Source organism: Vibrio sp. B183 (assembly GCF_000740665.1).
GTDB lineage: Bacteria > Pseudomonadota > Gammaproteobacteria > Enterobacterales > Vibrionaceae > Vibrio > Vibrio coralliilyticus.
This window is the reverse complement of the sequence record NZ_JPQB01000015.1, coordinates 230,313-243,025: the sequence shown is the minus strand read 5'-3', so window position 1 is coordinate 243,025 and position 12,713 is coordinate 230,313. Positions and strand designations below refer to the sequence as shown.

At 44.6% G+C, this 12,713-nt stretch carries 15 protein-coding genes; 8 read left to right on the top strand and 7 right to left on the bottom strand.

The features are described from left to right. Positions 1 to 13: 13 nt before the first annotated feature. Both IX95_RS17395 and IX95_RS17390 read right to left on the bottom strand, forming a co-directional pair. Entirely contained in the window at positions 14 to 760 is a 747-nt protein-coding gene (locus IX95_RS17395; protein WP_038162361.1) for a helix-turn-helix domain-containing protein, read from the bottom strand. 22 nt (positions 761 to 782) lie between these two features. After that, a complete protein-coding gene (locus tag IX95_RS17390) occupies positions 783 to 1,244 on the bottom strand; it encodes a carboxymuconolactone decarboxylase family protein (RefSeq protein ID WP_038162358.1) in 462 nt (153 codons plus the stop codon). Positions 1,245 to 1,519: 275 nt separating this feature from the next. Here IX95_RS17390 and IX95_RS17385 point away from each other — a divergent pair, with 275 nt between their 5' ends. Together IX95_RS17385 and IX95_RS17380 are read left to right on the top strand one after the other, a co-directional pair. Continuing rightward, complete coding sequence (locus IX95_RS17385) at positions 1,520 to 3,160, top strand: methyl-accepting chemotaxis protein (protein WP_038162353.1); 1,641 nt, start codon at positions 1,520 to 1,522, stop codon at positions 3,158 to 3,160. A 129-nt stretch (positions 3,161 to 3,289) separates the two neighbouring features. After that, complete coding sequence (locus IX95_RS17380) at positions 3,290 to 4,021, top strand: substrate-binding periplasmic protein (protein WP_038162350.1); 732 nt, start codon at positions 3,290 to 3,292, stop codon at positions 4,019 to 4,021. 61 nt (positions 4,022 to 4,082) lie between these two features. Here the strand turns inward: IX95_RS17380 and IX95_RS17375 are convergent, their stop codons facing one another. Beyond that, positions 4,083 to 5,282, bottom strand: coding sequence for a hypothetical protein (locus IX95_RS17375; RefSeq protein WP_038162348.1), 1,200 nt, complete (start codon positions 5,280 to 5,282; stop codon positions 4,083 to 4,085). Positions 5,283 to 5,419: 137 nt separating this feature from the next. Between IX95_RS17375 and IX95_RS17370 the strand changes: the two genes are divergently transcribed. Both IX95_RS17370 and IX95_RS17365 read left to right on the top strand, forming a co-directional pair. Further along, entirely contained in the window at positions 5,420 to 5,776 is a 357-nt protein-coding gene (locus IX95_RS17370) for a hypothetical protein (protein WP_038162346.1), read from the top strand. A gap of 68 nt (positions 5,777 to 5,844) precedes the next feature. After that, on the top strand, positions 5,845 to 6,444 hold the full coding sequence (locus IX95_RS17365; RefSeq protein ID WP_038162343.1) for a thiol:disulfide interchange protein DsbA/DsbL: 600 nt from the start codon (positions 5,845 to 5,847) through the stop codon (positions 6,442 to 6,444). Positions 6,445 to 6,477: 33 nt separating this feature from the next. On the opposite strand, the gene IX95_RS17360 is transcribed toward IX95_RS17365, so the two are convergent. From IX95_RS17360 to IX95_RS17350, 3 genes are all read right to left on the bottom strand, one after another. Then, on the bottom strand, positions 6,478 to 7,803 hold the full coding sequence (locus tag IX95_RS17360) for an IS4 family transposase (protein WP_038162341.1): 1,326 nt from the start codon (positions 7,801 to 7,803) through the stop codon (positions 6,478 to 6,480). A 115-nt stretch (positions 7,804 to 7,918) separates the two neighbouring features. Then, positions 7,919 to 8,896, bottom strand: a complete 978-nt coding sequence (locus IX95_RS17355; protein WP_038162339.1) for a Gfo/Idh/MocA family protein — start codon at positions 8,894 to 8,896, stop codon at positions 7,919 to 7,921. Further along, complete coding sequence (locus tag IX95_RS17350; protein WP_038162336.1) at positions 8,893 to 9,192, bottom strand: putative quinol monooxygenase; 300 nt, start codon at positions 9,190 to 9,192, stop codon at positions 8,893 to 8,895. The genes IX95_RS17355 and IX95_RS17350 overlap by 4 nt, the downstream gene beginning before the upstream one ends. Before the next feature lie 99 nt (positions 9,193 to 9,291). Here IX95_RS17350 and IX95_RS17345 point away from each other — a divergent pair, with 99 nt between their 5' ends. From IX95_RS17345 to IX95_RS17335, 3 genes are all read left to right on the top strand, one after another. Further along, the gene (locus tag IX95_RS17345) at positions 9,292 to 10,182 is read left to right on the top strand and encodes a LysR family transcriptional regulator (protein WP_038162333.1); all 891 of its coding nucleotides are present in this window, start codon (positions 9,292 to 9,294) and stop codon (positions 10,180 to 10,182) included. 46 nt (positions 10,183 to 10,228) lie between these two features. Beyond that, positions 10,229 to 10,915: a DNA-3-methyladenine glycosylase I gene (locus tag IX95_RS17340; protein ID WP_038162331.1), complete on the top strand. Its 687-nt coding sequence runs from the start codon at positions 10,229 to 10,231 to the stop codon at positions 10,913 to 10,915. Positions 10,916 to 11,083: 168 nt separating this feature from the next. Next, entirely contained in the window at positions 11,084 to 11,617 is a 534-nt protein-coding gene (locus tag IX95_RS17335) for a hypothetical protein (RefSeq protein WP_038162328.1), read from the top strand. A gap of 58 nt (positions 11,618 to 11,675) precedes the next feature. On the opposite strand, the gene IX95_RS17330 is transcribed toward IX95_RS17335, so the two are convergent. After that, entirely contained in the window at positions 11,676 to 12,134 is a 459-nt protein-coding gene (locus IX95_RS17330; RefSeq protein ID WP_038162325.1) for a MarR family winged helix-turn-helix transcriptional regulator, read from the bottom strand. Positions 12,135 to 12,253: 119 nt separating this feature from the next. Here IX95_RS17330 and IX95_RS17325 point away from each other — a divergent pair, with 119 nt between their 5' ends. Continuing rightward, positions 12,254 to 12,676: an organic hydroperoxide resistance protein gene (locus IX95_RS17325; protein WP_019275685.1), complete on the top strand. Its 423-nt coding sequence runs from the start codon at positions 12,254 to 12,256 to the stop codon at positions 12,674 to 12,676. Positions 12,677 to 12,713: the final 37 nt, after the last annotated feature.

Genomic DNA, 12,713 nt, shown 5'->3' with positions numbered 1-12,713 from the left:
CTAAGAGCTCGAGTTATTTTTGTTTTAACCTGCGACTAAATTGCCCCGGAGTAGTCAAGGCGAAATTTTTGAACTCTCTCGTCATATGCGCTTGATCGGAAAAACCTTGATAGGCGGCCAGTTCGGCTAATGAGAGTTCTGGGTTGTCTCTCAGCTCTTGAATGCTGGCGTGGACTCGACGAAGACGTTGGAAATGCTTTGGGCTCATACCCACCCAATGTTTGAATTTACGTTCGACCTGCCTTTGGTTTTCTCCAAAGCTTTCGCCTATCTTGCCATCCTGCGCAAGATGAATCAGTTTAGCTCTCTCTTCATCCATAGCTATTTGAGATACGGCTTTTGAGCACCAATCCATCAGAAACGCTATTCGCTTGGTATGACTCTGGTGCTCGGATAGTTGCTTAACCAAAGACTCTGAAGGTTCGAAACAAACCACGTCTTGATGGCTTTCTCTATTTGCTTCAACGAGCTTTTCCAAGAATGAAAACTGCATACCTGGGTGAAAACGGACGCCACAAAGCTGGGCCTCACAGGAAATCGTGATGTTCTTGGTGACTCTGCTGTACGGCTGATACATCACGCTTTCACCATATGTTCTGCCTTCTAAACCCACCTGCCCTTGTAATACAAACATCACCCCAGAACCTCCATCACAATAGAGAGGTTTGGAGACAGCTTGCCCACAAGACACTTTAGCCGACCATATTGCCTGAACATGGTCGGCTAGCAGGCCGTCTGGATTGACTATTTCAAAATCCATTTGTTGAGCAATGCTCCTGTCGTTATTCTGCCGACAGACTGCCTATTTCAGGTTTGAACGTTTTGGCAATGCGATTCCAGCTGTTAATTGCATTTATAGTCAGCGTGAGGATAACCAATCCCTGTTCACCAAACATGTTCAGTGTTGCCTGATACGCACTTTCGTCGACATCGCCACCTTTTGTGATACATTCAGCCCAATGTAGCGCAACTTTTTCCTCATCGCTATATTCGGGCATATCTCGCCAAGCATTAAGCCCGATCAGACGAGAGTATGACTCTCCTTGCTTCAGTGCATCTTTGCTGTGCATATCAATACAAAACGCACACTGGTTAATCAGCGATACGCGAAGCTTAACTAGCTCCCACGTTGTTATCGATAGCGTGTTTTGTTTCTCAAACTGGGTACGAAGGTAATTTTCCTGCTCCATCAGAATTTGGATGCCTTCAGGTGCGGCGTTGAAGTAATTAAGTCTTGGTGTCATATGAGTATCTCCTTGTTTGATACCGATAGACTATCTGTTGCACCAAGCGAAATATTGAATATTTTCGACATCTGCAATGAGTCACAGCTCCATACAAACAGAAGCCTGATGAATAGAGTTGCCTCTAACTCCGGTCATATTCATGAAATGAATTGTCCAAATCTTCTAAACTGATATCTTAGTGGCTTCGCAGCCTTAAAAAAATCAATAAGATAACAGCCTGGGCTTAGGTCAAGTTCAACATATCTAATCAAATCCAAGCAGGAGAAAGTGCAATGGATTACCTCTCAACACTGAAAGTGAAAACACGACTAGGGATCGGCTTCGGCATCTTAGTCAGTTTGATGGTGACGCTAACCGTTCTGGGTATTCAGAAAGTAAATTTCATCGATATGGTGCTTTCGGAAATGACCGACATTAACTCGGTAAAACAACGCTATGCCATCAACTACCGTGGCAGTGTTCACGACAGAGCCATCGCGATTCGAGATATCGCCATCGCACGTAACCCTCAGGAAATTTCCGCATTAGAACAAGAGATCAAAGAACTGGAAGATTTTTATCGTGAGTCCGAGCAGAACATGCAGGCTATGATAGCTAAAGGGGTGATGTTTACCGCTGAAGAGCGCAAGATTCTCGCCCACATTGATCAAATCCAAGCCAAAACCCTCCCTCTTGTTCGCCAGATCATCGCTGATAAGAAAAACGCTCAAGTGATGACAGAAGTTGTTCTCGATCAGGCAAGACCCGCTTTTATTGAATGGCTTAACACCATTAACCAGTTTATTGATTACCAAGAGAACCTAAACCAAACCCTGACTCCTGAGGCTCGTGGCGAAGCTGGCGGTTTCCAAGATTTGATGCTTCTACTGACCGCTATTGCGCTAGCGATTTCTGTCGTTGTCGGTATTGCTATCGAACGTAGCTTCCGCAAATCTCTGGGCGGAGAGCCCTATGAAGCGCAAAGTGCCATTCGCTTAATGGCAGATGGCGATTTGACTAACAATTACGGCGAACGCGTCAGTGGCAGTATTCTTAACTCTCTCTCTGGTATGTCGACGAAGCTCACTCAAATAGTCAGCAATATCGTATCTGCTTCAGGTCAGTTGGTTGAGCAAGTCGATGAAGTAGCGGATGGCTCAAGCCGTGTTTTGCGCTCTGCGCAGCAGCAAGCCAGCCTGACTCAAGAGACAGTAGACAAATTGGACAACATGCGTCACAGCATTGACCAGATTGCCCAAGTAACAACACAGACAGAAAACAACTCTGTCATGACGACAGACAACGCTCGCAGTGGCCGCGAATTGGTGTTTGATGTCGCAGCAGAAATGGAAAATATCTCCGCGACGATTTTTGCGACTGTAGAGCAAGTTAAGCAGTTGGAAGCTCGCACCAAAGACATTGGTGGCATCGTTAACGTGATCAGTGAAATCTCCGAGCAAACCAACCTACTGGCGCTGAATGCCGCCATTGAAGCAGCGCGTGCTGGAGAGTCCGGTCGTGGGTTTGCGGTTGTTGCCGATGAAGTCCGAAGTCTTGCTCAACGAACCAATGATGCAACCTCGCAGATTGAGTCCATGATCAACGAAGTTCAAACTCAAACCGCTGCCAGCGTAATCGCGATGGAAAATACTCAGCCTCAAGTAGAAAAAGGCAAAGAGAAAACCTCTCAAGCCAGCCAGCTACTGGTTGATATTGAAAATCAGGCCGAGGACACGCTTAGCCATATCCGTGACGTCGTGCAAGCAACCAATGAACAGGTAGAAGGTGTCAGAGACATAGCAGCGGCTATGGAGCAAATTTCGAGTATGTCGGATGACTCCGTTAACTCCATGGAGAGTAACGAAAACGCTGGCAGAAAGCTCAATCAGCTCGCCAACCAACTCAAACAGGAAGTTGGCTTCTTCAAAATTTAACCCTTCCCCTACCGAACCGAGAACCTCAGACACAAGTCTGAGGTTTTTTCTATGTATACCCTTTCATTTCAGCCTTCAGGTAAATATTGTCTATGCTGTTAAAGCAGCAACTGAGATAAGGAAGAGTCCATGCACAATCTGAAACTGATGTTCTTTAGCCTGATGTTATTAGCGTTACCAGTCCGTGGAGATGTCCTCACTCTCACTTCTCTGGAATGGCCTCCATACGCTGGAAGAAGTCTCGATTCTCAAGGAGCTTCCGTAGCCGTTGTCAAAGCGGCTGTTGAAGCAATGGGGCATGAGCTGACCGTAGAATTTTACCCTTGGGAACGAGCCGTTCACCTTGCCAAGAATCAAGCCAAGTACGCTGGTTACTTTCCTGAGTACTATTTTGAGGCATCCGATCTAATCTTCTCAGAACCGATAGGAACAGGCCCTCTTGGCTTCGTTGAAAACAAAGCTAATCCGATATCATGGAGCAACTTGCAGGACTTAAAATCAACCAAAATTGGCGTGGTTCGCGGTTATGTCAACACCGAAGAACTCGACAGCATGATTGCCAGTGGCGCTCTTCAATCTGAAGCAGTAACCAGCGACAGTCAAAACCTGAAAAAAGTCTCAGGCCAACGTATCCCTCTCGCTGTAATAGATAGTAATGTTCTCAGCTATTTATTGGCCAGTGATAAGAGCCTCAAAGGAGCGAAGGACAAGTTACAGATGAACGCCAAACTATTGGAAGAAAAACAACTATTCATCGCATTTGGCAATGACGAAACTGGCAAGAAATGGAAATCGATCGTTGACCAAGGATTGAAAAAGATCGATGCCAATCAAATTATGTCTGATTACTTCAATAAATAACCTTTGTGTGACGTAAGCAAATGGGAGCGTTGCTCCCATTTGCCGTGTGTACCGACCAGAATCACAGATAACGACGACTGATCTCTGTCCATTCCCTATCACCTATTTTCTCACTTACTGCGTTAACAAACTCTGGAGATAAGCGTCCATCAGTTTCAAAGTTCAATTGACTCATCAAACTGTCTAGACTTGAGCCGGTGTGATTCAAAGCGGAATCCAATTCATACCAAAACGCAGAGCCTTTAAAGTAAAACAACGGGTAATATTGACCTGCCCCTTGTTCATTGTAGAGGCGGTTTGCTTCAACCAAGCCTATTTTTGAGAAAGGAAACTTTTGAGCAAAGCTAAGCCAGAAACGAGTTGGCTCATCCGCAGCATAAGGCGTTGTTTGCAATGATTTTATCGCGTAATACTCTGCAAGACTTTCCGCAGCCCAAGTCGGCCTGCTGGCAGAATCTAAAACATGGACCGACTCATGCGCAGCAATCTTAAGAAGCATCTTCAGTGAAACTGGTGTGAGTTTTCCTTGCTCTAGCCAGGCATTAATCAAAATCATGTTCTGACCTGCGGCTCCACTTAAACTCCCTGATGATCGGTCCTTTTTGAAGAACGCCATCTGCCAGTCTTGCCGCTGTGTATTAGAGAATACGCTGTTCAAGTAACGTAGCGATGTTTCCAATACCGGTTTCCATTGCTCTACTTGCAGCATCACTTGAGGCGCATCGCTGAAAACGGTCACTTTCTTATCATTAATGTTTAGTTCTGTACTTTCCATTCCCCAAACAACAAACAATGGTGGCTCTGATAACTCAGGAATCGTCTGGCAGTTCCGCTCAGGGGTACAAACGCGAATCTCGCTACTCCCTTTCACGCGCGGCAGCGAATTCCACTCACTAATGAAATACCACCCCTCATCAATACTCCGGCTATCAATTTGTTGTGAGATATCCATACCCTGTTCAGACGTGTGTTCCATTTTCAACGACCATTGAATCTGCTGGCATTTCTGAGGACTAGATTGATCTAAAGCCGTGATCTTACCCGAAGGCAATTGGCACGATATCAACGGCTGGACCGCACTGGCTAAAGCACGAGCAGGTATTATCTCTACTTGCTCTAAACCACTCGTGTCTGCTGTGACGATGACTTTATCAGAATCATCAGGATCAACAGATAATTGATACGTCAGAGACGGTGCGGCGAACACCCCAGTTGACGCAAACAAAGCCAAAAAGAGAAAAGCATCTTTGAAGTTAAACATAAACGAATGGAGTTGGAGAATTTGCTAGATAGGACATCCAGTGCATAAATAAAGTTCGACCAACAAAACGAAAAACTGAACATTTATCATCGCTGGCAAATCAGTTAAGCTAGGCGCAATTCGCTTTTGGGTTCATTGTGTTGCTAAAGAATCGTTCATTACCTCTTGTTTTTCTTGTCACTTTCGTACTGTTCTTTGCTAGTGCAACAGTAGGCGTACAAGCTGGCGAAAAAGCATTAGTTGAGTTGACCCACAATACTCTAAATCTAGAACGCCTCTCTCAAGTTCACCCGATTGAATGCCCCAAGCCTAATCACAGTGAGACTCAATCATCGCATCACTGCTGTGCCTCAGTTTGCCTACTGAAAGTACCTTATATCTCCGGACTCACATTAGCAGATGCCATCCCTACTTCACTGGCACTTATCAATCAAGATAAGGCCGAAAAAGCAGTGGCTCGAATTCAGACTCTGTTCCGCCCTCCGATTGCGTAATTCTTAATTTTCACGTTCAACTCCGGTTATATTCCGGCAACTAACTGTATCTATTAGGAATTTATTCAATGAAAAAACTATTCGCCCTATTTGCCACATTAGTATTTGCACTAGCCGCTAATGCCGCTAAGTTCGAAGAAGGAACCCACTACAAAGTGCTCGAAACGGACAAGTCGAAAACTCCGAAGGTCACCGAGTTCTTCTCTTTCTACTGCCCACATTGTTATAACTTTGAACCTGTGATCAATCGCCTTAAAACATCGCTTCCAGAAGGCGCACAATTCGAGAAAGTGCACGTTGCCTTTATGGGTAGCGACATGGCGATTCCAATGGCCAAATCCTACGCGACCATGGTAGCACTGGATGTAGAAAAGAGTTTGGTTCCGGCTATGTTTAAGCAGATTCACGAACGCCGTAGTGCACCTAAAGATGAAAAGGCACTTCGCCAAATTTTTATCGATAATGGTGTTGATGCTAAGAAATTTGACTCGGCTTATAACAGCTTTGTGGTGAATTCGATGCAAAAGAACTTCGACAAGCAATTTAAGCAAAGTACGCTGACAGGTGTACCGGGTGTGTTGGTTAATGATAAATACATTGTTAAAGCCGACAAGATTCGCTCATATGAAGAATATAATGAGCTGGTCAACTACCTGTTGACTCTGTAACAAGAAAGGCCAGAGCTACTGCTCTAATGCCGTTCACTTAAGGTGAGCGGCATTGTTTTTTCTAGGGTATCGACTGGGCTTTTTCTTCACGACTCTAGGGAAGGATCTTTCACGCCGCGGTTCCAGAATTAGACTCTCACTCATTGCATAAAAGTTTTGAAGTTGTCTTGGTACAGCCCCTGGTGATGAGCATGGTAATCCTACGATTAGGCGCATAATGTGGGCTAATGCTCCGTTGAAGCTAAGTTGGTATGGCAGGTACTCTCCATTCAATGTATGACACATCTGCACCATCTGATATCTGACTAGGTTATATGTCAGAAGGATCCCCCAAAGCTCTTGTTTCACTAATTCAGGGAGTCGACTTCGAAGCGTGAGTCGGTTACCAAGCATGTATTGCTTTTGCTCTCGGTAACCCAGTTCAATCTCCCAACGGTATCCATATAAACCGACTATATCTGATTTTGGGTAAAGCATTGGGTCAACCATTGAGGTGAGAACATCGTATTGTTTACCGTCTTTGACTCTTGTGATTAAACGTACAACAACCTCTTGTTCTAGCTCTGGCCATTTCTTACGTGCTTGCGCATTACTCTTCAGTTTTATCAGTTTATCTTGTCGACCAAGAGACTGAACGACTTCATAAGTTAGCCCTTTTTTCATTGGGATAAGCCAATGTCGGTCGATGCCTTGTGAGCTCCATGCTTGAAGTAAACCAAGAGAGTAAAAGCCTTTGTCGAAAAGCGTTAAGCTGTTATCGGGAGTCGTCTCTATAAGCTGCTCTGCTAACTTCATTTCATTGACGCTATAACAGTCAAAGGCGCTGCCGGTGATTAAATGGCTGCTCAGTTCCATCTGACATACCATGCGTACCTGTGGGTACTGCGTTTCTTTGCCATCCCGATTAGTGGGCTTAGCAAACGCCTCAGCGTTATCCTTAGAGTCTTCTGTTCGCCATAGGACACCATCAACGCCCAGCAATGTCAGTCCATTCCAATTCGGTAAGTTGGCATGCTGAAACCAATGTTTCTGCGTACACTCAAAAAGAGCTTTGGCGGCTGGTTCACCGAGGTTTTTTCTTCGCTGTGTTAATGCACTTGGAGCCACAAATGGCTTACCTGTTCGGTCAACGATGTCGATCATATTGACGATATCAGCCATGGATTTGTCGTTATAAATAGCCATTCCAACTAATAGCCAAGCCATTGACTCTAACGTCAGCTTTCGTTTTCGAAGGGTGACAGTATCAGTAAGCTCGTAAGCATCATTAATGAGATTAATTGGCAGGAGATCTGCGAGTGTTTCAACTTGATTGGGTTTGTAGTTATTGATGATGTCGAGGGCTTGAGAAACGTGCATAAGAAAATCCGATAAACAGGGTCTATCGGATTGTTACATGTTGGTAGGATCATTCAACTTATCTGCTGATTAAGTTCTTAACTGATCGACATTAGAGCTATTGCTCTGGCTTTTTTTATACTGAAGCCGCTTGTTCCCAGTCGGTTAGCAACTTCATTATCTGGTATGAATCTTCAAGGGTAGCACTTGGTCTGCTCAAGCTCTTCTTACCATTTTCAATGGCTTTACGTATGTTAGCCACTTGATAGAAGAATCCGTCCCCTTGCGCCTCTACCTCTACTTGTCGCTGTGACGTTTCATACACTTCCACACAGAATTGGTTGTTTTGGGTTGCCAACCAAGGGTTTGATTCGAGCGTGATCGCCCCTTTGCTTCCCAAAATCGTGAAACCATGTTTAAGGCCGTGATCTTCCGCTGTGTGAATTTGAACTGTGAGAAAATCACTAAAGCGAATTAACGCAGAAGATTCACAAATATTCCCATCCTGACCAAGGCGACCTAACGCCTGCATCGAGTAGTTATCGAATATTTGATCACCAAACTGCGATTGAAGAATCAAATGCACCAGAGACATTGGGTAACAGCCAAGGTTGTACAACGCACCTTTACTGCCCGGATTGGTAAACTGTGAGATCGCCGCAATATACGAGGCCTGAATAGAGCGAATTTCGCCGATAGTGCCTTTTTTCAGCTCTTCAAGAATAGCGTTGACCAGCGGATGGTTTAGGTACATCAAACCTTCCGCAAAGAAGACACCACTCTGTTTAACAGCATCTAATGCCTGTTGCGTCTTTTCCATATCCACCGACAGGGATTTCTCACACAGTATCGCTTTGCCTTTTTGCGCCGCTTTGACAACGTACTCATGGTGAACATGGTTAGGCAGTGCAATGTAGACGATATCAATTGCGTCATCATTCAAAAGTTCATCGTAGTTCGAATACGCTTTCTCTGGGCGATAGTTCGCCAAAAAATCATCTAGAGGCTGTTGAGAGCGCCCTGCTACTGCGTACAGCTCGCTGCCTTCATCATTATTGATCGCTTCCGCCATCACGCCTGATATAAAACTGGTTCCGAGTACACCCCATTTCATCCTGCTAGCTCTCCACTTTGCGATTCAAATACTTGCACTAAATCCGCTATACCCAAGGCAATGAATGCTTGGGTATGAGGCATGGTAAAGTGCGCTTCAATCGCCGCTCTATCCCGATACCTTTCCCATAGAATGACACGGCTAGGCTCCTTAAGATCGTACGTTGCTTTTGCTTGTAAGCAGCCCGCTTCACTTTCCATGTCGCGACAAAATTGCTCAATGGCATCTTGCGCATGTTGTATTTCCACTTCAGGCTTTATTTTCAGCTCAGCGGTCACGTAAATCATCTCAATCATATCGGCATTCTATTCATTATTCAGACTTCATAATGTAATTATCTCCGTTCAATTGATAAACTTAGCTTTAGTTGATTATTTGTAAACCATGAGTGTTCAATGGACAAATTCACCAGTATGAAGGTCTTCGCTTACGTGGTCGAACATGGCAGTTTTCGCAGTGCCGCCAGCCACTTTGCTCTTTCCCCGACCATGATCAGCAAGCACATTAGCCATTTGGAAAATCATCTGGCGACTCAACTGATCCATCGGACTACACGCAAACAAACCTTGACCGAGTCAGGCCAGCTTTATTACAAAGAGTGCCAACGAATTCTCGAAGATCTTGCCAATGCAGAGAATCTGATTCAAACCTTAGAAAACAGCCCAAAAGGAGTGGTGAAAATCAATTGTCCGGTCACTTACGGCAATAAAGTACTCGCTCCACTCATTGCAGACTTTCTCGCGCAACACCCAAACATCAATGTCGAGATGGAGCTCAGTAACGAACTGATCGACCCACACCTAACCGATGCTGATATGATGATTCGTATCGGTAACCTTGAAGACTCAGCGCTGGTCGCACGTTATCTTGGCAACTACACACTTATTTTTTGCGCTTCTCCGGCTTACCTTACGGAAAATGCCCCCATTCAGTCAGTGTCTGATCTTACTCAGCATCAATGTCTCGGCTTTAGTTACAGTGAAGGCAGTGCGAGCTTAACCACACAACTGGCCAGTAGTGCTTTTCTGCGTGGCCAAACCCGGCTGGCCTCAAACAATGGTGAAGTGTTGCGTAGTGCAGCTTTATCAGGAGCTGGAGTAATGTTGCAGCCCACCATTTTGGTTGAAGATGATCTCGCCAATGGTCAGCTAGTGGAAATTCTCAAACAAGACGTGCCTGCTCCCAAGCCTATCCACTTGCTGTACAAGAGCAAGCGACTCTCTTTGAAAAATAGGACCTTTGCCGATTTCATCCTTAACAATTGCCGACAAGGTCAATTGAGATAAGGCATAACAGGCTGTTATGATAGTGAAAAATAAAAGGACACAACACATGACAGTTGAAAAGTTTGAACATATCTATCAACGAGCAGCAGAGCGTAAAGGTGGCGAAGACCAGCTGGAAGCCTTGCTTTCTACCCCACTGAGCAAAGAAGAAATCGCGACCATTCCCAACGATCGCTGGCTATCTGCATTCAGTATGAAGGTATTTCAAAGTGGCATTTCATGGAGTGTGGTTCGAAACAAGTGGCCTAACTTTGAAGAGGTCTTCTTCGGTTTTAAGATCGAACCACTATTGATGTTGTCTGATGAGCAATGGGATAACAAAGCCGCGGATAAACGCATTATCCGCCATCACGCTAAAGTGAAGTCCATACATGCTAACGCACAGATGATTCATGAAGCGTCTCTGGAACATGGCTCTTTCGGTAAAATGATCGCCGAATGGCCAAGCGAAACCATTACCGAATTATGGAGTTTCCTAAAGAAGAAAGGCAATCGACTGGGAGGCAACACCGGCCCATATAGCCTTCGCCAAATGGGTGTCGACACTTTCATTATGTCTGGAGACGTCGAAGCCTACCTAAGAAACTGCAAAATAATTGAGGGTGGCAGAGACACTAAACGCTCTCTGGATGCTGCCAATAAGGCGTTCGCAGAATGGCAGCAACAAAGTGGGCGCAGCCTGACTCACATCAGCCAGACGATTGCCTTTAGTTCAGGGGATAATCGAGTTTAATCATCGCCGCAGTGCACATCTATGATTGCAAAAATTTAAATACTGAGACGAATCATAACGATAGCTAGTACGTAGGAATTTTCTCAATTGAGCACTTAACTATCATTAGCTTAACCTTCACAAGTTGTAATCAATAAGTTCTTCGTGGTGGTGTTAGTGAAAGTTTCAATGTTAATAATAACGCTGTTTGTTGTAAGTCATCTATCTCAAGCAGCGGAGCTACACTACTTTTCAACTTTGGAAACGCCTAATCTTGAGATCATCAAAGACCCACTAACATCCAAAGCTTTAGCAGCCAATATCTACTGGGAACAAGTGGAAAAACGTTCGCTTTTATTTACCTTTGAGACCAATTCTAATGTCGTCAAACTCACCCATATCGGCATGGGTGAAAATAAATATACAGACATTACTGAGCTAGGTGATGTAACGATTACTTTCGACAGTGATGAGCAAAGCTATAACCTGTCTAAAGGAAAGTATCTCAATTTGGGCTCGTTCATTTACCTGCGTAAAGACGAAGATTTTTTTAAGAAAATGTCAGCAAATTGCGTCATGTTCGCCAAAGTAAAAGTGTTTTCCGAAATCTATAACTTAGAGATCAACCTGCAAGGAATAGCCGAACTTCTAGAGCAAGTCGGCATCGTTATGAGCAGCAATTCGCCGCTCCCAAGTCGTCGATGCAAGTCCCTAAATAGCTAAAAGAGTTAGAACGTAGTTAGGGTTATAGTAATCCTGAAAACTACCGTTCCTGTTACAGTCATACTAGGTTCGACAGAACCTTCTCGCATAGTTGTTTAAGCATAATCAGTTCATCGACCTCAAGATCAATTTTGCATCGCATCGCGTTAGGCACTGATTTCGCCGAATCCTTGAGCGCCTGACCAGCATTGGTCAGGTTAAGTACTCTTACACGCTCATCCTCTTGGCTTCTGCCTCTGGCAACAAACCCTTTCACTTCCAGCCTTTTCAGCAATGGGGTCAATGTGCCTGAATCAAGATGGAGCCTTGTTCCCAAATCTTTTACGCTGGCGCCATCTTTTTCCCAAAGCAACATCATCACCAAATATTGAGAGTAGGTAAGATCCAGCTGTTCAAGCATAGGTCGGTAAGCACGAATTACCGCATTAGCCGCACTGTAAAGTGGGAAACAAAGCTGATTATCCAGCAATAGCTTCTCTTCATCCGTCATGTTTTCTACATTCTGACACTTACTCATTTGACACCTATCAAATAAAAACATTTAAATTGCGCACAATATAGTTGCATTCCAGATAATTTTCGATCTAATATTGCAAGCAATTAAATTGCACACAACCCAAATAAAAGGAAGATGACATGACAACTCTATACAAAACTTCAGCTAAAGCGCTTGCAGGTCGTAACGGTAAAGTGAAAACTGACGATGGTTTACTTGATCTAGAACTTGCTTACCCTAAAGAAATGGGCGGCAGTGGCGCAGCGACTAACCCAGAGCAACTATTTGCGGCTGGTTACTCTGCCTGCTTTTCTAATGCCATTTTGCACGTTGCTCGAGAAGCGAAAGTGGCGATCAGTCAAGCACCAGTCACTGCAGAAGTCGGGATTGGCCCAAATGATAATGGCGGATTTGCGCTGACTATTAGCCTCGCTGCAGAAGTGGATTTACCTCAGGAACAGGCTCTGGAATTGACTCGCGTTGCCCATCAGGTGTGCCCTTACTCTAACGCTGTTCGCGGCAATATTGATGTTCAAGTAACCGTGAATGGCGAATCTATCTAACTCTATCTAAACACAAAAATGCCGATCGATAGATCGG